General features: G+C 34.9%; 20 protein-coding genes. 10 read left to right on the forward strand and 10 right to left on the reverse strand.

Annotated elements, in window-relative coordinates; genetic code table 11:
* Positions 1-55: 55 nt before the first annotated feature.
* On the reverse strand, positions 56-2,302 hold the full coding sequence (locus tag FGG15_RS11400; protein ID WP_138836303.1) for a DUF5916 domain-containing protein: 2,247 nt from the start codon (positions 2,300-2,302) through the stop codon (positions 56-58).
* A gap of 114 nt (positions 2,303-2,416) precedes the next feature.
* Between FGG15_RS11400 and FGG15_RS11405 the strand changes: the two genes are divergently transcribed.
* Positions 2,417-3,304 carry a helix-turn-helix domain-containing protein gene (locus FGG15_RS11405; RefSeq protein ID WP_138836305.1) on the forward strand — a complete coding sequence of 296 codons (888 nt, stop codon included), beginning with the start codon at positions 2,417-2,419 and terminating at the stop codon, positions 3,302-3,304.
* A 242-nt stretch (positions 3,305-3,546) separates the two neighbouring features.
* Here the strand turns inward: FGG15_RS11405 and FGG15_RS20375 are convergent, their stop codons facing one another.
* Positions 3,547-3,672, reverse strand: coding sequence for a hypothetical protein (locus FGG15_RS20375; protein ID WP_262710835.1), 126 nt, complete (start codon positions 3,670-3,672; stop codon positions 3,547-3,549).
* Positions 3,673-3,705: 33 nt separating this feature from the next.
* Between FGG15_RS20375 and FGG15_RS11410 the strand changes: the two genes are divergently transcribed.
* The gene (locus FGG15_RS11410) at positions 3,706-4,659 is read left to right on the forward strand and encodes a hypothetical protein (RefSeq protein ID WP_138836307.1); all 954 of its coding nucleotides are present in this window, start codon (positions 3,706-3,708) and stop codon (positions 4,657-4,659) included.
* 58 nt (positions 4,660-4,717) lie between these two features.
* On the opposite strand, the gene FGG15_RS11415 is transcribed toward FGG15_RS11410, so the two are convergent.
* The 4 genes from FGG15_RS11415 to FGG15_RS11430 form a co-directional block, all read right to left on the reverse strand.
* Positions 4,718-5,353: an endonuclease gene (locus FGG15_RS11415; protein WP_237561810.1), complete on the reverse strand. Its 636-nt coding sequence runs from the start codon at positions 5,351-5,353 to the stop codon at positions 4,718-4,720.
* 894 nt (positions 5,354-6,247) lie between these two features.
* Positions 6,248-6,973 carry an AAA family ATPase gene (locus FGG15_RS11420; protein WP_138836311.1) on the reverse strand — a complete coding sequence of 242 codons (726 nt, stop codon included), beginning with the start codon at positions 6,971-6,973 and terminating at the stop codon, positions 6,248-6,250.
* Positions 6,974-7,076: 103 nt separating this feature from the next.
* Positions 7,077-7,421: a hypothetical protein gene (locus FGG15_RS11425; protein ID WP_138836313.1), complete on the reverse strand. Its 345-nt coding sequence runs from the start codon at positions 7,419-7,421 to the stop codon at positions 7,077-7,079.
* A gap of 124 nt (positions 7,422-7,545) precedes the next feature.
* Positions 7,546-8,442, reverse strand: coding sequence for a hypothetical protein (locus FGG15_RS11430; protein WP_138836314.1), 897 nt, complete (start codon positions 8,440-8,442; stop codon positions 7,546-7,548).
* Between the two features lie 94 nt (positions 8,443-8,536).
* Between FGG15_RS11430 and FGG15_RS11435 the strand changes: the two genes are divergently transcribed.
* Positions 8,537-8,782, forward strand: a complete 246-nt coding sequence (locus FGG15_RS11435; RefSeq protein ID WP_138836316.1) for a helix-turn-helix domain-containing protein — start codon at positions 8,537-8,539, stop codon at positions 8,780-8,782.
* Positions 8,783-8,810: 28 nt separating this feature from the next.
* Here FGG15_RS11435 and FGG15_RS11440 read toward each other — a convergent pair whose 3' ends face one another.
* The 4 genes from FGG15_RS11440 to FGG15_RS11450 form a co-directional block, all read right to left on the reverse strand.
* Complete coding sequence (locus FGG15_RS11440; RefSeq protein WP_138836318.1) at positions 8,811-9,968, reverse strand: hypothetical protein; 1,158 nt, start codon at positions 9,966-9,968, stop codon at positions 8,811-8,813.
* Positions 9,969-10,029: 61 nt separating this feature from the next.
* On the reverse strand, positions 10,030-11,802 hold the full coding sequence (locus FGG15_RS11445; RefSeq protein ID WP_138836319.1) for a PorP/SprF family type IX secretion system membrane protein: 1,773 nt from the start codon (positions 11,800-11,802) through the stop codon (positions 10,030-10,032).
* 59 nt (positions 11,803-11,861) lie between these two features.
* Positions 11,862-12,281, reverse strand: coding sequence for a hypothetical protein (locus tag FGG15_RS20315; RefSeq protein WP_237561811.1), 420 nt, complete (start codon positions 12,279-12,281; stop codon positions 11,862-11,864).
* 53 nt (positions 12,282-12,334) lie between these two features.
* Entirely contained in the window at positions 12,335-13,552 is a 1,218-nt protein-coding gene (locus FGG15_RS11450; RefSeq protein ID WP_138836321.1) for a site-specific integrase, read from the reverse strand.
* Positions 13,553-14,687: 1,135 nt separating this feature from the next.
* Here FGG15_RS11450 and FGG15_RS11455 point away from each other — a divergent pair.
* From FGG15_RS11455 to FGG15_RS11485, 7 genes are all read left to right on the forward strand, one after another.
* On the forward strand, positions 14,688-15,614 hold the full coding sequence (locus tag FGG15_RS11455) for a restriction endonuclease (RefSeq protein ID WP_138836323.1): 927 nt from the start codon (positions 14,688-14,690) through the stop codon (positions 15,612-15,614).
* A 261-nt stretch (positions 15,615-15,875) separates the two neighbouring features.
* On the forward strand, positions 15,876-16,331 hold the full coding sequence (locus FGG15_RS11460; RefSeq protein ID WP_138836325.1) for a DUF5063 domain-containing protein: 456 nt from the start codon (positions 15,876-15,878) through the stop codon (positions 16,329-16,331).
* Between the two features lie 900 nt (positions 16,332-17,231).
* On the forward strand, positions 17,232-18,440 hold the full coding sequence (locus tag FGG15_RS11465) for a site-specific integrase (RefSeq protein ID WP_138836327.1): 1,209 nt from the start codon (positions 17,232-17,234) through the stop codon (positions 18,438-18,440).
* A gap of 134 nt (positions 18,441-18,574) precedes the next feature.
* Positions 18,575-18,847, forward strand: a complete 273-nt coding sequence (locus FGG15_RS11470) for a hypothetical protein (protein WP_138836329.1) — start codon at positions 18,575-18,577, stop codon at positions 18,845-18,847.
* Between the two features lies 1 nt (position 18,848).
* Complete coding sequence (locus FGG15_RS11475; protein WP_138836331.1) at positions 18,849-19,184, forward strand: helix-turn-helix domain-containing protein; 336 nt, start codon at positions 18,849-18,851, stop codon at positions 19,182-19,184.
* Between the two features lie 5 nt (positions 19,185-19,189).
* Entirely contained in the window at positions 19,190-20,038 is an 849-nt protein-coding gene (locus FGG15_RS11480; RefSeq protein ID WP_138836333.1) for an ImmA/IrrE family metallo-endopeptidase, read from the forward strand.
* A 7-nt stretch (positions 20,039-20,045) separates the two neighbouring features.
* The gene (locus FGG15_RS11485; RefSeq protein WP_138836335.1) at positions 20,046-20,798 is read left to right on the forward strand and encodes a thymidylate synthase family protein; all 753 of its coding nucleotides are present in this window, start codon (positions 20,046-20,048) and stop codon (positions 20,796-20,798) included.
* Position 20,799: the final 1 nt, after the last annotated feature.

Below are 20,799 nucleotides of genomic sequence, written 5' to 3' on the forward strand. Positions count from 1 at the left end.
CATACATCAACAAGCTTACTTCGCTTAACTAAGGCGGATATATCCCATAGCATGCTTAAAGATTCAACCAGTAATTTACTTTTAAGACGATAGCCCGTTGTCTTGGGAACCTAATGTCTGGAAACAACAGCCCTCCATTATTCGATAAACTTTCAGCAAAATAATTGTCCGTATAGACCAAATAGACATCCGAAACCGGTTTGAATCGCCATTGGAGTCGGGTATTGATATTCAAATTTTCAAGCTGGCTGTTCAATTGCACAAAAGTGGTCAAAAAGAAATTTTTGGTAAAGGTAAAATCAAAGCGGGTCCCCAAAAGCAACAAGTCGGAGTCATTAAATCCATCTGGCAATCGGATTCTATTGTAGGAGAAGTTTAGTGAAGTGAAGCCCAGAGGTTGATAGCGATAGGTCAACGTCCCCCCCAAGTTGTACAGATTCCCATTAAAATGTTCTCCCAGACGGGTGCTCAGGAAATAAGAAAACTTCTTACGGGCGTCGGACCGATAATCCGCCTCTACATAGGAAAAGACGTAATCTGTTCCGGAAGCCAAAGGCACTGTGTTAAGGCCGCTGGGGTCAAATGGGTTTAGTAATCGAACATATCGCATTCTTCCAGAAAAGTTCAAAATTGCTGTGTTCTTGAAACTTACTCTATAATTAAGGTCAAGGCTCCAGTCCAAATCCTCAAAATTTCGATTGTCCCCCACCCAATCGCCAGAAATTCCAGGCCCGTGCCTTTGTATTCCTCCTTGTTTGGGATAGGCATTCCACCATAGCTCTGGCGTCACCTGAAAAATGTTTCGTCTTCGCACAAAACCCACTTCGGGATTAAATCCTGCCCCAATACTTTGCAAGGTGAAGTTACTTTCCCAACGGTACGAATTGTAATTCACATAACCCCCAGTTGCAAATTCAGAGCTGCTGTTTTGTTCATCAAGGGACTGGTGATAAAAGAACTTGGAATTCCAAGTATTGTCGTTGGAAGCCAAGTTCAGATCTAGTCCAAACGTCCGGTTGTATTCCTCGGGCGACAGTGTGAACTCCTCTCCAATGGTATTGGTGAATGCTTGCTTGTTGATGAAAAAGCCACCGATATAGGATCTTGACAATATCCGTTGCTGCAGGGCCGTCACAAAGTAGTTGGTTGAAGGTAGTTGGATGGCCTCATTTTCTTCGAGCTGGGTATCCAAAATCCCAATCCGAAGGTTTTTGTTGAGCTTTCCATTGAGCCGAAGCCCTCCATATATTCTGTTTTGAAGATTTTGCCCTGTGGTGGGGTCAACACTTACGCCAATACGTCTGGAGAAAAAGGGTCGGGTGCCATCCAGACCAAAATTGGCAAATAAATCGGCATTCTCTAAAAAGAACTGTCTTCTTTCTGGAAAGAAAATCTCGAACCTGTCCAAGTTGGTCACTTGGGTATCCACTTCCACCTGGGAGAAATCTGGATTTACGGTTAAGTCCAAGGTCATGGCCGGCCCCAGCCCAATTTTGGTGTCCAATCCAAAGTCAAACTTGTTTTGGGTTGGGGAATCCAGCTCAAAGTTTTTTGAATTATTAAAAATCCCATAAGGAATCAAGGAGATATTTTTCTTGCTCTGATTTAGGGGTTGGTCCCAAACAAGCTCCTGGGTAAAGGCGAGATTAATGATAAACTGGTTTCTCGGGATTCGCGTCCAAGTGGATTGCTCTGCATATTCACTATCAAACCGGTAAAAATTGATGTTCCAGTAAGGCGCTTCCTTTTTATAACGCAACGTCTTTAAGGGAATAGCCATTTCAACCAACCAAAAGTCGTCGTAAATTTTGGCTTCGGAATACCAAACATTGTCCCAGCCAGTAGAGAAAGTGCTTGCGCTTGCGAGGCTCCCGCCGTTTGCTATTAAACCCTCGCGTTGCACCCCAAAGGGATTGACCCCAAACAAAAAAGCGTTGTTTTTATCAGCATAGGTATCCAGAACAATTGAAAAAACATCATTGGCTTCCCCTCTAAAATCTCTTCTTAAAGAAGGAGTCACGTAGGAGCGGTCACCCAAATTGTTCATTTTGGCCAATACATATACGTTGTTTTCATCATAGGTAAGCCTCACCTCGGTATCAGCAGCTGCCCGTGTGGAATCACTTGGAAAATACTGCCAGAACCTATCGGCGACATCTGCCTGCGCCCAATCCGGTTCGTCCATAATGGCATCAATACTGATTTTACCTGTTGCTTTTTTTATATTTAATCCTTCTTGGGCCAAACAAAGGTTTAGGGAAAAGACCATAATGGTGGCGGGAAAATAGAACCAAATTTTCATGGACAAGGTTTTCTGGCAAGCTATGGAACCATTATCCAAAGTGTGTATTGTATCGGGAGGAATTGTTATTGTTTCCGTGCAAACTGAAAAATAAGTGGGAAAAGCGTATCGAAAATGGTAAAAACTCTTGAAGGAAAAGGTTTTCGAGGCCAACGGACGGAAAAAGAGCTCGAAAATTTTTTGTTGTACAATGCTAGCCTTCGTACCACGGAGCCCGTTGAGTTTGTGGTGGACGGGGCAGATAATTGGCTCCAATTTCACTATCAGCTTTCTGGGGATACCAATACCCTAATTGTTGAAAAGGAAATGATCGTTCCCATCACTTCCAATTCATTTGCCATTCTTTATCAAAAAAAGGGATGTTGCAAAATCCGATTTCCCAAGGACTGCGTGTACGAGAGTTTTGGTTTTCGGGTAGACCCAAAATACTTTGTGGATTCTTTTTTGAAGGATTTTAAGGAATTGGTTTCCGTGCAACAGGCCATTAACAATGACAGCCTTTTCTTTTTGGATAAAAAATATGCCGCTCTTGATTCCAAAACCAGAGAAATCATCCAAGAAATCTTGAATCATCCGTATCAAGGCTCTTTAAGTGATGTTTATGTGAAGCATAAGTTGGTGGAGCTTATTTTTCATTCCATACCCGTGCTACGGGAAAACGCGGAAAAACTCTTAGAGGAAAAGCCAGCAAAAAGGGAACATATTGAAGATGCCAAAGCTTTTATTGCTGCCAATTTGGATCAAAAACTCTCCTTAAAGGTCATTGCCCAACATGCTGGGCTGAACGAGTATACCTTGAAACGGGAATTCAAAAAGGAATACGGTCAGAGTGTCATTGATTTTTTTATAGACCTCCGATTGAAACGAGCGTTTGAGGATATTCAAAACACAGATAAAAAAATCACCGCCATAGCCTACGAAGCGGGATATTCCAGTGCAGGGAATTTTTCCAACGCGTTTTTTAAACGATATGGATTTAGGCCCAGCGAGCTTCGGAAGTAGTGGTTTGTTTATTGGCCTAAATTGCCTTGACTGATTTCTTTTGCAATTTAGAGATGCGAATATCAAACTATTTTTTTGTCGAAGATTCGGGCTGCAAACAGACTTCCCGTCTAATACTTACAAACAAAAAACCACTCACTTCCGTGGATGGTTCTGTCTCGATCTGCTCCCCCTCTTGGGCTCCCCTCAACTGCACTCGGGATAAACTTCTCGCCCACCCCTCTTAAAACAAAAAAGCCGCACTAAAGTGCGGCTCTTTTCTTTTTTTGCTCCCCCTCTTGGACTCGAACCAAGGACAATAAAATATTGTATTCCAAGTATTTATAAACTTCTGAACCTTTTAGGTATCCGAATTGTACGCCTTTCATTAATTTTAATATTATTTAAAAAACTTCACTAATATGTTTATTATTCAGAAGATACAAATTATTCTTACTTGCCTTACAATCAATTTAACTAGCCAATTAATATATACTCAAAATTTTAAACAGATTGACTCGTCTACTTATGGTGTTAGTCAAAAAGGTAATAATTCAACACGGCCAGGTAGTTACAAGCAAGTTTTACAAGCTTCTAAAACCAAGTTATCGTCAGGAGACCAATTAACAATTAATCTTCATATTTCTGGGTATGGTGCAATTGATTATTCCACGGTAAAAGTTTATTATAATACTTCATCAAATTTCATTGATAATAAGAAATCCTATTTTATCGGAGGTATTACATATGAAGATGATAAAATTAGTTTTGGATCTTTTAAAAGTACTCTTGACAACTCAGGGCTTATAATGTTATATGCTAATGTTTTAGATGATTCTGGTAAGGAAAAATTTACACTATTTAATGATGGCCCCCGTGTTCCCTATATTAATCTGTTTAAAGATGTAGATTATAAATTTAGAGAAAATAATCTAACTGTGATAGGACATGAAATTTCTTTGGCTGGAAAACCTCCAAATAGATTTGAAATTCAACTCGCAGATGATTTAAATGCTGGTGATTATTACTTTGAAATTGTTCTCACCTACTTTAACGGATTGAATTGGGCAACAGAACAAGATGAAATTAAATTGACGATAATTCCATGGTATGAGAAATATAGTTCATTAATACAATGGTTAGCGTTAATTATAGCCATCCTCACTATAATAACATTAATAAGACCGTGTTACACTGAAATACATCGTCTTATTAAACTTTGGCAAGCCAAGAATTCAACAGAATTAAATGATTATCAACCTCTAACTGAAAAGGGTCAAAAACATGCTGAAAAAAAAGATATCATTAAAAAACCTTCTAAAAAGGCAATCAAATCTAGTAACTTAAAAAAAGTAAAGAAAAATAGAAAAAAATAGCCTCAAATTTTTGGTGTAACCTTAAATGAAAAAAGGTAACATTTCTGTTGCCCCAATTCTACAAAACATACTTCCAAATATATCCTCCCGCTTTACTTCTTTCTCCGCGACAAACCCTAGATATAGAAGTCTTACTCAATCCAGAATTTCTGCTTGCATCTGATACAGATTTATGTATTGCAATGCAATTACCATTTAAATCATACTGATAGACTAGCTTTTTTCTGGAATCCCTAACTGGGATATAGTTTTTGTAATAGCTCCAATAATATCCTTTGTAGGTTTTGTTGTACCCAAGGCATGCATTGGAAATCCCTTTTTTCTTGCCCAGAACCGATAAAGCAGCCCAAGCTAGTGCTGTCCATTCACCAATGCAGCATCCACGACTTGAAAATTGGTATATTGTCTTTTTGAATCCCCCTCCACAATCCTGATTATAACCTTCATCCTTGGAATTATATCGAATAACATACTGTTTTTCCTTGTAGGCAAGTTCATCACTGGTAGAAGCAGTATCGATAGATTCCCATTGGAAAGCCTCAGGCCCATAAGTCCTTATTGCCGTATGTAAAGGTAGTTCGCTGTTGTTTTGGGCTTTTGTACAGTGGTCTTGTTTTCGTTCTTCTATTGTCTTTGTGGTCGCACCAATATAATGACAACCATCGATTAGATTTGTTGCTTTATATATCATCATGTGATTCATATGTTTCAATTGATTATTCTTTTCAAGAGAAGTTATTATTGATTACAAGGCATATCTATCCCCTATACTCCTTTTATCAGAGTTGACCTTCTTGTCGCCAAGTGGCGATTTCAACTTTGGATTTCCCTGTGCCGTTCGATGGTCAAAAGACCGTACACCTCCACAAGATTAACTTGTCCACAGTTTATACCAAAGCTATTTTTTACCTATCGGAGAAAATCTCACCGCTATGATTGCATATTATTTCAATGCTGCAGATACCAATCCGACTTCTGGGCCTATAACTACGTTTCCGCCCTCTAGGCCGTACAATTCAAGATTTACAGGAATTGGGTATTTTGGATTCAGTACGAAGAATATACTGCTGTTTTACATTTAGGAATACATAGTCCTTGAATGACCTTCCAAAATCACTACAAATATACAAAAAAAAACACTGAAATGCAAGGTTTAATAGGGCTTCAGGTGAATTTATTTCATTTTCCTTTATAGCGTTTTGGGTTATAATAATCTGCACTTCCAATCAAAAAATCTAAGAAAATCGACATTATTCTGTGCTCTTAAAATGTTAAAGGATAAGTTTTAAACCAGAATATCGAAGTGATGATAATAGAACCTTTTCTCTTCAATTTGAAATACTATTGTCATTTGTTCTGTTAGCAGTACCTTACAAACCTTAAGTTTCTGCCCCTTTTCTATGAAATCAAGTGACTTTCTCGCTCGAACCGTAAAGGGACAGTCAAGCTCAGTTAATCTATTCGCAATATCCACCACTAAAATTCTGTAAGGAGATGAATACTTAAGTAATTCGACAATTTGATTTTTGTCCATAAATGCTATAATATTTTAATCCAGCACCCTTATTATTCAACAAAAATTGAGGGTTTATCCTGTATTTCCAATAGGTTGTGTCAATACCTTAGCCAAATCTTTACCCGTGTCCATCCAGTATTTTAACTTTCTGCCTGTTGCGCTATTAATTATAAACTCAGGTTTATTCTGGAATAAGCCTGTTCTGTCCTTCGTCGCTTTGACAAAATGTTGTTCGTTAATTAGTTCAAAGTTCAAAGTCATTTCATACTCCCAACCATTGCGAGTTTCTTCCTTTGTCCCAAATTTCTTGACTTCTAACCTTCCTTGTTGGTTCTTATCAATAACATATTCTTGCTTTCTTCTTACTGTAGTAATAACTTGACAAGTTGACTTTTGGATCGTATCAATGAATAAATCGTGTAATGGACTAATCTTGTGCCAATCTTGAAATTTACCTCCAGCCTTTCTATGTAAATCCAAACATCCGCCCGAACCTTTCCATTCAGGTGTAATGGTATCTATTATTATCACCTCCATAGATGCTTTCTCGCAGTATTTAATGGCATCAATATAGTTTTGCGGACTATATGGGGCATTTAGCTTCATAACGTTGAAATCTCCAAGATTAGAGTATAAGCTTGAGCTTCCATTTTCAGTATCTATGACAACAATCTTTGTCCAGTCATTGGTGATGCCATAAGCCAATAACAGGGCACTATATGTTTTTCCAAAGCCTGATGCTCCGCTTAAACCAATTCTTAACTTTATTTCTTTCTTCGTTGCTTTTTTAAGTTCCATATCAAAAATTGTTATACTTCCTATTATAGATTTGTAGATGCTCAAACAAAAAAGGAGAGCCATATCTTGACCCTCCTATAGTTCTTATTGCTTTACAAGCTTGTTATCTTACTTCACTGGCACTTACCATGTGTTCACGCTCAACTAACATTCCTTCGTTTACATATTCATATCTGTAATCAAGTTGAATGGTTTCCCCCGTTTCCTCTATTGCATAGGAATAAGGTTCTGTTTCTACCTTTACCACGGTTCCCTCAAGATTTGAACCTATCAGTTCCTCGCAGGTCTGTGAATCCAATGTACATGGCACGGATGCCTTCTTGATTGTCACGTAGAACTTTCCTGTTTCTTTACTGATTACTGGCATTACACCTCCTTGTACTATAAGTACATTAAAACTCTCACCCAAGTCATTCTTTCGGGCTTCAAAATCAATTACTTTGACCATTTTCTCTTTTTTTGATTATAAATTTAGGTCGGGGACCTTCCCCAACTTTGAAAAAGGGCGGGGGTGATTATGGGTTACTTAAATGAATTGGTTATAGAAAAAAACGCAGAAAAAAATCAAAAAATTAATTTTCTTGTTTTGTATGAACAACAAACTTCTCAGATTTCATCGCACTTATCAAATCAATCGTGTAAGAGTATTTTTTACCTCCAACTCGCTCATACCATGTTAGCCCAGCCGTTGAATTCCCGTATGTTTCATTATAAATCTTGGAAATACTTTCCAAAAAATCATTGGGATAATAGCTTAGAATGTACTTACAGATTTGATGTTCATCAATAATAACTATGTTATACATATTATCATCTTCTACTGACATAAACAAAAGTGCTATATCTCCATTATCAGTGAAGTTCCCAATAGGCTGGTCTATTAATCTAGGTTTTTTAAAATTCCTTGAGCATCTTGAAATCACCTGTTGTTCAGTAAGGCCAATTAAGTTTTGACTATTTTGTGAAGTATTGGAGAGAGGCGTATTTTCTAATTTGAACATTCCAATCACGTCAAAGATTTCAGCTTCATTACCCAAGGTCAAATTCTCAAATGTCCATTCATATTCAGCATTTTCTGTTTCATAGGACCAGATAATCTGATTGGATTCATAGTTGACATTTATCAAATGTTTTTCTTTTGAATAGAAGAGTATTTTTTCTCCTTCATCTTTATTATTAAGAATCTTTACACCAGTCAAAATATGTTGGCTTTCTGTAATCTTGGAAGGGGCAACCAATATTCCAATAATATTATCCCTAAAATAAATGTATGAATCATTGTGAGATGGGCTAACATATCTCTTCTCATCCTTCTTGAAAGTAACTTTTATCTTATTAAATGATGACCTAACCAAAACTAGGTTTTTGTCTGTATTATATAAGGCATTTGTAACGCCTGAACTTCCATAATCTTGGCAATGGATTCCAACATGGAAGAAAATCAGAATAAATGATAAAGTTAATCTCATATAGTGGGTATTTATGGTTTCAAATTACTAATATAATTATAGGTTATGATATATAATAACTGTCTCTGTTCAATAATTGTGGACATTGACTTAAATGACCACTCAGGAAAATCGATTTTTAAAGAAAGTTGGTAAAAACATAGCTCAGCACCGAAGAAAAGCCGGGTTCAGTCAACTTGATATCTGTGCGGAGATTAAAATGGAAAAACCAAACCTTTCAGCAATAGAGAATGGTAGACAAAACATAACCGCTTTGACAATGTTGAAAATTGCCGATGCCATAGGCGTAGATGTAAAAGACTTTTTTGGTAGTCCATCTTCAAGCAAAAAGCATGAATAACAGAATTTGAGAGAAGGTTCACATTTTGTTAATTAACCTTCTCAATAAAAGAAGAAAAACCATCTAAAAAAACCCCTCCAAATTCCTTTAACTTGGCAGAAAATGAACTATTCTCAAAGTCTTTTCCGTTTTGATCTATATATTCAGAATTTACATTTCCGCGTGGCCTTATCTTGACAAATTTTCCATCTATTGTAAGAAAAACGGTAAATAGACCATGGTGCCTTCCTAAGTTAGTAAGAACTGTGAAGTAAATGATTTGAACATTTTCCCAATATTCCTTGTTTCCAATTACAACTCCATTCAACGCATTGAAATTAACCTCATTGTCATCTTGCAAAAATGAGATTTTACCGTTGTATCTCTGTTTTAGTTTATTCATCAAAAAATTCTCTAGGTACCGCTCGTATCTAACCGACAAATATTCTTTATCGAAAATCCTAAGTTCTATTTCTTTGTCATTACCATGAAATTCAGAATTATCAGCAATTCTATATTTAACTTTGTATTTTTTTGGTTTAAGTGGAATAGCAAATGCAAAGGCGTGACTTTTTCCTAAACCAAGTTGCTCAAACGGATTATTTCCAGAAATCATTGCTGTATCATATAATCCAAAAACCCCAGTCAAGCTTTTTTCTGTTACCCATCCCAATTTGAAACTACTTACATCTTTTTCCTTAATTGTACTTATTCCACTGCCTTGATATACCTGCTTTAACTTTTTCTTGTCGTATTGTATTTTAAAGAATTTGGTTTCTTCTGACCAATAATTCGTTTGAACGTAAATTTTTATAATTATTTTATCCAAATGGACATGAAGAATCTCTGAAATTCTTTCAATTAACGATTTACCAGGTAACCCATCAATTATTTCCTTGACATCATATGCAGATAAACCGGAAATTGGGTAAGAAATGTAAGCCTCCACAATTTGTTTTTTTCTTGAACTATCAGAAACTATATTTCTTATTGGAATAATGTTATACAAATTGAACTCTAAACTGTCAATGACAATATTAATTTCCGAAGTAAGCTTGATTAGTTTTAAAATATTATCAGTTTTTTGTTTAAATGAACTTAAGTCGTTCTGAGAGTATGAATGGAAGCTTAAAAGCATAAAGCACGAAATATAAATCCACTTTTTGACTTTACTGCCACATATATTGTCTGCTAATGTGTTGTTCATAAATGTGATACTATACTTTGTTTTATTGACAATTAAACCGCTTAAATAATTGTTTTCTAATCTACCTTAACCCTAACTTCTTCTGTATTAAATAAATTTCGAAATCTTCGAGTATGTTTTGTCCAAATTCTTTAAGGTGAATTTTGTAGGAGCTTGTTTCAAAATCTCTACCATTCTCTTCTATGTAAACTTTACTTGCAGTCCCTCCTGGTCTTAGATTAACATATTTACCGTCTATTGAAATATAAATATGTAAAATCCCCCAGTCATTCCCACCTCCCACAAAAATTAAATTGTACAGTATCTGAACTGATTCCCAAACGTTTTCTTCTCTGGAAACAAGGCCCTTAACTTGCTTGAAAAGAATTTCGTTAGCATCAGTGTCAATTAGAAGTTGATTCTTACATCCTTTGTCATGGCAGAAAAGCTCTATGAAATCGATAAGTTTAGATTCATAATAAGATTCCATTTCATTTTTTATGCTAGTTGATTTGAACCCTTCTACTTGCTCTAATCCGGTATTATTTAAGTCAGCCCTAACCTTCAATTGTTTTGGTTGTAAAGGCACTCCTTCAAAAGAATCTTCTTCGTCCAGGGAAATTTCATTTTTCTCCTTAGCCGGCACATCCTTTTCGATATAAAAATATCTAACATATTGATTCCCTTCAAGATTAACATTTTCCAGAGTATCCTGAGTAATATTTTGATTCAGTTGGTTTGAGAGCCTTTGGATTTCATGTCCTACCTCTTCAACGATTTCTCGATACAATCTAGAATCTATCAAATCCTGATTCGCTATAATGTAATTAATGAAACCAATTTCAAATTTTAATCTTTCTCTTGTGTTTCCTTCTGAGGTTTTCGCACTTAACTTGTTTTCCTCTATAAACTCGCCAACAAGATCTTCTTCATTGTCCAAGAGAACGCGGTCCTCGGTAAAATTAGGAGAAAACACATAGGCTAAAGAAATTTCATGGCTTAAGCCGAAGTTTTCAAAATTCCTGGACAATCCTTTTTCAACCGTGTAACCAATGGAAAGGTTTTTGTTCAAATTGAAACCAAGACCTGCGGAAGCTCCATAGAAATCATCATATCCCGCTTGAATCCACCCTAGTTTTGGAACATCAAGGACAAGGTTTCCACCCAAAGTGATATTCTTTTCCCCTGTTTTTCTTACACGGGTCAAAGACATCAATCTGCCTTGCTCCAGAATTCCACCATTATTTTTGAACTGATGGGTGTACTGTAGATGACCAGAATAGGTTTTTTCGTTGAACTTTGTTATCGATTCGCTAGTCCTTAGGTTATAGTCAAAAAGATTTTCCGCATAGGCGCCAAAATCAAAATTTCCATATGAAAAATTAAAACCAGGTTGAAACAAAACCAAAGAGCCATCTTCCAAAGTGTCCATTTGAGGAGCTCCGTCAATAGAATTAACCCTGTTTTGAATTATCGAACTTTGATAGTATGAAATATTGGCACCAAAAGTCAAGTCGCTTTTTGGACTTAGGTGTATTCCATATGAAAAATTTGTTTGTGCACCTAAATTGTTGAACAGTCCCTCCTTATTAGCAAAAAGGCTTATTCCAACCCCGCTCCTATCGCTAACCCTACTGCTATAGCTCAAGAAATAAACTCGGTTGTTGTCATCAAAAGGTGCAGATTGGTTTCTATAGAATAAATTGATATAGGATTTGTCCTCCCGTACAATTGAAAACGTCGGGTTTATTAAGAATCTATTAAATTGAAGGGAGTTGGATAACACAATGCCTTCTTGGCTAAAAGAAATGGCAGGTAAAAAAATAAATATGAGAATAAAGTAAAGTTTCCGCATTCTTTTATATCACCTAATCACTTTTACAACATAATTAAAGTAAAACAATAACAAGAAAATCACTGTCCTGATTTCTTATCAAACAATGACCTTATAACATATCCAATATATATCCCAAATAAGCTTTCCAAAATTCCTAAAACTGCTACATAGTCATTAATTGGCTCTAACGTTTGACGGTTTATTATAAATATTAATGATAGGATATAAACTATTGGGATGAAAAACGAGACAAAAACAAACATTGAATTAGCAGTTTCACCATTACTCAATTCAATACTGCGATTATCTATAACATATTTCAAAATGGCTGTGGTTGTAATGGTAAAAGCTGGTGTTAATATTGCAATGGAAGCGGTGAAATCTCCGACATTAATCCATTCGTTATAAAAATGTAGATATACTAAATACAGTATTATTCCAAAGTGGGAAAGTATGAAAGCATAGCATAGTATTGTTCTTATTGTATTTTCTTTCAATTTGAATGGGTTCAGGTTGGGATATGAAGTTTAATCAATTGAAAAATAACAATTTATTCCCTTTCTTCATTGTTTATTTCTAACAAAAGTGAGAAACTCTTACTTATCACAGTATTTAAAATCTTACCATAATATTTCTCAGTAATACCTATACTTGAATGACCAAGTACTTTGCTTACAATTTCCATTGGGACATTGTTACCCAATAATATTGTTGTGGCGAATGTCTTTCTTGCCGTGTGATGAGTAATTCGTTTTTCTATTCCCACAATATCAGCAATCTCTTTTAAGTAAGAGTTGACTTTTTGATTACTAATTCTCGGAAATATACTGTTGTTTTCAATCCTATACTTTTTAATCAGTCTTAATGCTTGCGGCAATAGAGGTATAGAGAGTTTGTCTGAGGTCTTTTTTCTCTTGACGAAAATCCATAACTGCCTGTCAAAAGAAGTCTGTATATGCTGAGGTCTAAGAGACATGGTCTCACTATAAGGCAGTCCAGTATAGCATGAAAAAATGAATAAATCTCTTACATATTCCAACCTTGGTTGTACAAAATCATATTCTTCCAATGCTTTCAATTCCTCCTTGGTCAGGAATACAATCTCCTTTTTGACTCGTTTTGGTTTATAGGAATGGAAAGGATCTTGGTCCAAATAGTTTTCAGCCACAGCCATCTTTATTACTTTTCTAAAGCGTTGTATTTTTTTATTAATAGTTACTTGCTGTATTTTTTGCTGAGTTTTAAAGTAATATTCAAGTTCATTTAGGAAATTAGATTCAATTTTCTTTAAAGGAAAATCATTAGTCTTAAACTTCCATTTAATAAAACATTCAAGATCATTTTTAACATACATGTGTTTATTCCAAGTTACCAGTCTAATATCAATTCCCACAAGGGTTTTAAGGCGTTCTAAGTAACGTTCAAAGAACTCAATAACATTGTACTGCCTTTGTGTTTTCCCGCCTTTATAAAGCCTATATATGTCCTCTACAGTAAAGTGTGCCTCATTCACTTGAAGCCATAAAAAAACCTGATTAATTTTTGTTCTAATCAGGTTCAATTGGGTGTTTATAAACTCATTGTCCGGTTCTGGTGGTTCAACATACTGATGCCTATTATTCCAATGGTTTGGATTTATAAATTGACCAGTTGAAAACTCTCTTCTTTTTTTATGGTAAGTAATTCTACACTTTAATGTGCATTTACCCATCTTATTAGGCCTATTTTTAGCTAGTAAAAACAATACCTTTATGGCATTTTTGTTCATGATTTTTAGTATTTAATGGGTGAACTAATAGTGTGGAAAAACCCACATTTACATTTGAAATGGATCGGGTGGTGGCAGAGTTCAAAACTGAATTGAATAGCCGAAGGATTAACGCAGTATTACAAGCATGTTATCATTGCAGCAATGGTAAGGGCAATAAGGCGACCAACCTATATTTCTGGATAGAGAATGGACAAGGATTTGTCAAGGCAATAAAAACTGCTTATAATAACGGATATAAAGATTCTACCCAATAGGTTTGTCCCGAACTAAAATCTATACTTGGTTTTTTCCTTTCAAATTTCATGGACATCATTGGCCCAGCCACAAAAAGATCCTATAACGCTTCACATCAATATGGGTACTCCATTGAATTGGCAATAAATGGCAACCGGTTGAGAACATATTTGCCCAACTATAGTAAAATTGACCATGTCAAGATCAAATGGATTTTGATGATAAACAAAATTGCACGACCTTATATCGATGATAATTTATAATAGTCCAATAATTTGATCTCTCCGTTCAACCTCGCAGACAAAATCCAGAATTCCGAGGACTTCAAACAAGTGCTTTGGCCAAACTATCTAGAACACAGCAATGGTATTTCCATGCGCGAATATGCAGACAGAGAAAAGAAGTTGCTTTCAATGGGGAATTATGGGGTGGAAGAATTCCATTTAAAGGTTACGGAATATATTGATTTTCTAGATATTATAATTTAAATGAAGAAACAAATTACCGTTCTTAACGCCTTTTCATTCCTTTCAATAATCTTCTGGAGTATCTACATGCTAATCCGATGGGATGAATTAAATAGATTCGAAGGGTGGGGTGTTCTGGGCGGACAACTTTTGATTGGACTTGGAATAATAGGTCTAATAATTGATTTTGTACTGCGCATGTCACTAAAATCAAAAAAAGTGATTAATGTTATTGGATTAATTCTTGTATTAATTTACCATTTATTTTGGGTTTACATTATAACCTACTAGAACAAGACTAGTATAAACTCATAAAATCTCTCATACTATTCTTGTTTGAATCAGTAACTACGTATTTTACATCTATATAAACAAGTTGGTGTGTATTAAAAAAATGAATAAATCAATTTACCCATATAAGTACAAATAAAATGCCTAGAAAAGGAAGAAAGCTTGAGCTACTTGTCAAATTTCTGGAATCCATCGAGCTGCCAGGAAATGCTACCGTTACTTCACCAGATTACATTGAAGATAAGGATACCGGTCAACCTAGAGAAGTTGATATTAGCATTAGATGTAAGGTAGGAACAATACCTTTACTTATTGTCCTTGAGTGCAGAGATAGAAAAGCCATACAGGGGACACCATGGGTTGAAGAAGTAATTGGCAAGGTAAACTCAATTAATGCTGATAAAGCAGTATTGATTTCTTCGTCTGGTTTTTCCGAACCGGCAAAAAAGAAAGCAAAACTCAATGGCCTTGTTTTAAGAAATTTCGAAGATATTAATCAAGAAGATGTAGCATCTTGGTTTAAAGCAGAGGTAATGACTCTTACCTATAAAAGATATGAGCTCACCAAAGTCAGTATTGATCTTTATAAAGGCGAAGAAATTAGTGATGAGGATAAAGAAAATATGAAACAATATCTGACTGCAAGTCCAATTGATAAAATCTATAGAACTAATCCCACGGGCGAATTAGTAAGTCTAAATAACATCTTTTGGAATTCAATACCAGAGAATTTTTTCGATTCTATCTCTGTGGGAAAAGAAAATTGGGATTTCAAAAACTTCAAATTTAATTTCACGAATAGGTCTAGTTGTTATCAATTAGTAGCAGATGGTCGACATATTGACATAAAGACCATTACCTTAAACACCTATTGCTGGAGAGACTTAATGGAAATTCCTGTTTCACGTTTATTTAAGTATACCAAAGAAGACGGTGTAATTTTATACGATGGCGTTGAATTTAAATTAGATATTGACGGATTCACAAAAAAATTAGTAATAGCAAATGTTGAAGATGAGGCAAAACAATATCGAATAATTGCCTCAAAAATTATTGACCACCCCTAACCATGTTTTAAGAAATGGTTATTTTCATATTTTTTATATTAATTGGATGAATTAATAGGCTGGAAAAGATGCACACCTTGAATAAATTGTTGCACACCTTATGGGACACTTTTTTTGATAAAACAACTAGTGGGTAACAATGGTAATAATTAAGCATGATTTTAGTTCCAAAATGCGTTTGGAGGAGATTGGGGAGCGGGGGTGATTCATGTTATGTCTCCATGTACACAAGTTGTAAAACATTTGAATGAACCAATAAAATTGAGCGAGCTAAGAAAATTAATTGACGGAATTACTGAGTTCGGAACCAATCCAAATGTGGAATTGGATGATAATACCGAAATTCTGAAAAAACAACTAGTAGGAATTTACCATGAGTTCCTAAATGTGGAGCCTGAATTTGATGATGGAGATTTTGAAGAAGAACCAGACTTCGATTACAAGAAAATTCTTAAAAATGTAAAATTCAATTTTCCTGATTTTGGTTGGTACAGCACAATTTTAGATACTAATCAAATGGAACCGAATGTTGAAATCGGAATTGGTGATGAATTGGACGATTTAACCGATATTATCAAGGACTTGTTGGAAATAAAATGGAGAATGGAAAATACAACTGAAAAAGATGCCATTTGGCATTTTGAATTAAAAATGAGAACTCACGCGGAGCAGCACATTGTTGACCTATTAAAACGTCTTAAGGAGCGGAATGGTTAAAAAATTACCCCTAGCTACCTCAAGATCACTTCAACTTGCTCAGCACAGGTGCATCTTGTGGCAATATAATTTTATTATGTTGAAACCACCAGTTGTAAACTGGCGGTAGCGGAAGGAAGCAAAGTAATAAACAGAATATTAGATTACCTTCAAAATTTCCGTAACTACCAGATAGCAGCCAATTGCTACCATTCCTAAACAAAACGTAATATACTTAAAGGTCAAACCACCAAGCTTTTTCCTTGCTCGATATTCACCATATTTTACAAATATTATCACGCCAGCAGGTACCAATATAATTCCTATTATAAGGTTTATTATGTCCATTGTTCTATTTGTTCTTTTTTCAATATACATCAAACGCTACAACAAGATTTTATCTTGTATTAAACTTTTCATCAGCATTCAAACTTAGCCCAAAAACTCAAGTATTTTCCATTTTTCAAAGTAAAACTGCTATTTCCATTACCTCTTAAAATACCACAACTGGACCTCCAGTGAGCTTGTTAAAATAAATTAGCTTTTCGCCCAAGCTCTTTCAAACAAAAAACCACCCACTTCCGTGGATGGTTTTGTCTCGCTTTGCTCCCCCTCTTGGGCTCCCCTCAACTGCACTCGGGATAAACTTCTCGCCCACCCCTCTTAAAACAAAAAAGCCGCACTAAAGTGCGGCTCTTTTCTTTTTTTGCTCCCCCTCTTGGGCTCGAACCAAGGACCCTCTGATTAACAGTCTCAAAATGTTGATTTTCATTTAATTACATTTGTTTTCTTTTGTTCTTATTATCAATATTTTACAGATTTTGGCTTTGTTTTTGGTTACATAACGTCTACATTTAATAGCCTATTTGTTGTACCCATGTTGTACCCAAATATCGAAGGGCATTCAAAATTCATATAAATATGGCTTCGATAAAAATAGTCTTAAGGAAGAAAAAATTGGCTGATGGAAGTTATCCTATTTTCCTACGGGTCACAAAGGAACGTCAATCCAAATTTTACAAAACGCCTTTCAGTTCTAAAATTGATGAATGGGTAGTCACAACTGGGAGTTTCAACAAGCGAAAAGACAACTATGTTCAAAATAATCGGTTGTTATTGAAATTTAAGCAAAGGGCGTTTAAAGTCATTACAGAATTGGAAATTGACACCCCTGATTATTCAATTTATGATTTTGACCGAAAATATAGAGTTACATACAATCCGATAAAACAAGATGTTTTTGCCTTTTGGAATGAAATTATTGATGAGCAAAAACGAGCTGGACGAATTGGCAATGCCAAAGTGAACTATGACGCTCAAACCTCCGTGAAAATATTCAATAAATTTCAAAGGTTAACATTCAAAGAACTTAACCCGAATTTCTTGAATAAATATGAGGTTTTTTTGAGATCTAGAGGTGGTACCGATGGTGGAATTGGTGTTAAGATGAGAGCAATAAGGGCAATTTATAACATGGCCATTCAAAGAGGTATCACAAAAGAAAGCCATTATCCTTTCAGAGCATACAAGCTTTCCAAGTTAAAGGGAAAAGCAGCTAAAAGAGCTTTGGACTTTAATGAGGTCATGAGTATTATAAATCTTGATATAACCGATTATCCTCATTTGATGAATACAAAGAACTATTTTGTTTTTAGCTTTTATACGCGAGGAATGAATTTTAAAGATATGATGGAATTGGAATGGGAAAATATCCATTCAGGTTACATTTATTATACTCGTTCAAAGACTAAGGGAAATTTTAGTATTAAAATCGTCACTCCTGTACAGGATATTTTAGATTATTATAAACTTAATGGCCGAGGCACAAAATATGTATTCCCTATCCTTTTAAGAGAAAATCTAGACCATACTCAAATAGCTAACCGAAAACACAAGGTTTTAGGAATATACAATAGGCAATTAAAAGAGCTAGCGAAACTCTGTGGAATAGAAAAGAACATTAGTAGCTATGTTGCTCGACATAGTTTTGCCAACTGTTTAAAACAAAAGGGCGTCGCTACTGATATCATAAGTGAATCCCTTGGACATCAAAATTTAGCGATTACCCAAGCTTACCTAAAAGAACTAGATAATGCAATATTGGATAATGCAGTCCAACTTCTTTTGTAACAGGTTTAACGTAAAATCTATCCTACTCATTTTATCCAACATCAAGTAAATAATTATTACATTTTTATCTTTTTTTGTAAGATATTCTTACTGTAACAAATAATTACTATATTTGTAACATAATCTTACATGATATGGATTTGCAATTAGAATATGTTGAGAATCAAATAAAAAAAATTGTTGAAGAGATTAACAGCAATTTGGAGTTAAATGCTAATGTAACTGTAAATACATGTCCTTACGATATAGGCATCAGCAGTCAAATACTGATTTCTGTAATGGCTGAACTTGAAGATGTCTTAGAAGTTGCCATTCCAGAGAACTGTTACATTTTTCATGACAAGGCTGATAATCGTCAGTTATCGATTAGAGAAGCATCATTAAAACTAATTAAAATAGCTAAGTAATATGGATTCGAAAGAATATGAATTATCTGATAGAGAAAGAATTGCCAAAAGGTTAAAAGAGGCACGCCTGCAATCTGGTCTAAAACAGGAACAAGCGGCGAATCTATTGAATATTCAAAGACCAACAATCTCAGAGATTGAAGCTGGAAGAAGAAAAGTGAGTGCAGAAGAAATTATTCAATTTGCTGACCTATATAAAGTTAATCCTTCTTGGTTATTGCTAGAAGATGATGGAAATATAGACCCTAGCTTAATGTTTGCCGCTAGAGAACTTGAGAAATACAAACAAGAAGACATTAAAAAGTTGATTGATATTCTAAAGATTTTGCCGAAATAACCAATATGAAAAGTATCTTTTTAAGTGCAATAAAAAGTTCTGCAAAAGTTAGAAACCGACTGGGACTTAATATGTACGAGCCTATAAATATTTATGATACATGTAAACACTTTAACGTGACAGTAAGGGTTGTAAATATTAATATGGAAGGGATATATGTAAAGGCCGATAACCACAATATGCCAACTATTCTATTATCAAATGAACGACCATTTTCTAGAAGAGTTTTTACCTGTGCGCATGAATTTGGACATCATTGTTATGGTCATGGTTCTAAAATAGATGGTTTAGACTATGACAGGAAATATTCTTTGGAGCAAAATAAGGAAGAACTACTTGTTAATGCTTTTGCCTCTTCCTTACTAATGCCGTTGGCCGGTTTACAAAAGGAGTTTGCAAAAAGGAAGCTCAATCCTAAAACTGCCAATCCTTTAAACTATTTTGTCATTAGTTCATATTTCGGAGTGGGATACCATACCCTAGTATATCACTGCAAAGTGAATAAACTAATCAATAATACTAAAGCGAAAGAACTTTTGAAGTACACTCCTGCAAAATTATTGAATACATTTTTTTCAGCAAATATTGAAAAGTCTCATTTCAAATATTTAGACAATCATAGTCAACCGCCCATTCTAGATTTAGAAGTTTCAAACTACTTAATAGCTCCTTTCGAGGCAGAAGTCAATACACATTACTTAAAAGAATTGGGAACAACTGATTTAGGAATAGTGCATATGGCTTGTAAAAGTGGTATCTCAAAAGTTAGCTCTCCAAACTTTAGTCATAAAATTGAAGTTAGAATTGAACCTAAGAACTATGTTGGGTTATCAGAATATAGACATTTAGAATAAAACATTTATGACCACACCCATACTAATAGAAGAAACGAACTTATCCATAGCCTGGCTTAAAGTCCTTAATTACATAATTGAGAATCCAGGCAAAGAGATATGCCCACTTATCTTAAGCATTACTGGTTTTCATGAAGATCTAGAAATAAAGAAAGAACTAAATTCCAAACTAATTTCTTCAAATCTGGCTCCAATACAGACAGTTTCTGAAACAATCTTTCCTCAATCATTGTATCAATATTGCAATGAAGATAGGGATGCTTTGTACAATGAATATTTGAACAATATAATTCGTATCAAGAAAATTGACCCTAGCAATAAAAATGGAACATATTTCGAAAGGCTTATTGCATTTGACGGAAAGGACAGGAAAATAAATCAGTTAGAAATAGTAATATCCTCTTTACAACAAAATTCGAAGAACAAAAGGAGGTCAAAATTACAGGCATCAATATTCAATCCCGAAAAAGATCACACAAATGCCATGTACCAAGGATTTCCATGTTTGCAGCATGTAACATTTTATAAAACAAAGAATAATGGTCTTATATTAAATAGTTTTTACGCAATACAGCATTTGTATAGACGAGCTTACGGAAACTGGCTAGGGCTAATTAATCTTGGAAAGTTTGTTGCAAAAGAATCTAATCTGTATTTCGAAAGATTCAACTGTTATGTTGGAGTAGAGCAGTTAGATAGGTTGACTAAAAATGATGCTCAGAAGGTATTGGATGAGTTTAAAAAATCACTAGATATTTAAT

It is taken from the genome of Flagellimonas algicola (genome assembly GCF_005937185.1).
GTDB lineage: Bacteria > Bacteroidota > Bacteroidia > Flavobacteriales > Flavobacteriaceae > Flagellimonas > Flagellimonas algicola.

Bases quoted from the DNA above. Each gene is read 5' to 3' on its own strand.
- FGG15_RS11400 (WP_138836303.1), bottom strand. From the start codon at position 2,302: ATGAAAATTTGGTTCTATTTTCCCGCCACCATTATGGTCTTTTCCCTA.
- FGG15_RS11405 (WP_138836305.1), top strand. From the start codon at position 2,417: ATGGTAAAAACTCTTGAAGGAAAAGGTTTTCGAGGCCAACGGACGGAA.
- FGG15_RS20375 (WP_262710835.1), bottom strand. From the start codon at position 3,672: ATGAAAGGCGTACAATTCGGATACCTAAAAGGTTCAGAAGTTTATAAA.
- FGG15_RS11410 (WP_138836307.1), top strand. From the start codon at position 3,706: ATGTTTATTATTCAGAAGATACAAATTATTCTTACTTGCCTTACAATC.
- FGG15_RS11415 (WP_237561810.1), bottom strand. From the start codon at position 5,353: ATGATGATATATAAAGCAACAAATCTAATCGATGGTTGTCATTATATT.
- FGG15_RS11420 (WP_138836311.1), bottom strand. From the start codon at position 6,973: ATGGAACTTAAAAAAGCAACGAAGAAAGAAATAAAGTTAAGAATTGGT.
- FGG15_RS11425 (WP_138836313.1), bottom strand. From the start codon at position 7,421: ATGGTCAAAGTAATTGATTTTGAAGCCCGAAAGAATGACTTGGGTGAG.
- FGG15_RS11430 (WP_138836314.1), bottom strand. From the start codon at position 8,442: ATGAGATTAACTTTATCATTTATTCTGATTTTCTTCCATGTTGGAATC.
- FGG15_RS11435 (WP_138836316.1), top strand. From the start codon at position 8,537: ATGACCACTCAGGAAAATCGATTTTTAAAGAAAGTTGGTAAAAACATA.
- FGG15_RS11440 (WP_138836318.1), bottom strand. From the start codon at position 9,968: ATGAACAACACATTAGCAGACAATATATGTGGCAGTAAAGTCAAAAAG.
- FGG15_RS11445 (WP_138836319.1), bottom strand. From the start codon at position 11,802: ATGCGGAAACTTTACTTTATTCTCATATTTATTTTTTTACCTGCCATT.
- FGG15_RS11450 (WP_138836321.1), bottom strand. From the start codon at position 13,552: ATGAACAAAAATGCCATAAAGGTATTGTTTTTACTAGCTAAAAATAGG.
- FGG15_RS11455 (WP_138836323.1), top strand. From the start codon at position 14,688: ATGCCTAGAAAAGGAAGAAAGCTTGAGCTACTTGTCAAATTTCTGGAA.
- FGG15_RS11465 (WP_138836327.1), top strand. From the start codon at position 17,232: ATGGCTTCGATAAAAATAGTCTTAAGGAAGAAAAAATTGGCTGATGGA.
- FGG15_RS11470 (WP_138836329.1), top strand. From the start codon at position 18,575: ATGGATTTGCAATTAGAATATGTTGAGAATCAAATAAAAAAAATTGTT.
- FGG15_RS11475 (WP_138836331.1), top strand. From the start codon at position 18,849: ATGGATTCGAAAGAATATGAATTATCTGATAGAGAAAGAATTGCCAAA.
- FGG15_RS11480 (WP_138836333.1), top strand. From the start codon at position 19,190: ATGAAAAGTATCTTTTTAAGTGCAATAAAAAGTTCTGCAAAAGTTAGA.
- FGG15_RS11485 (WP_138836335.1), top strand. From the start codon at position 20,046: ATGACCACACCCATACTAATAGAAGAAACGAACTTATCCATAGCCTGG.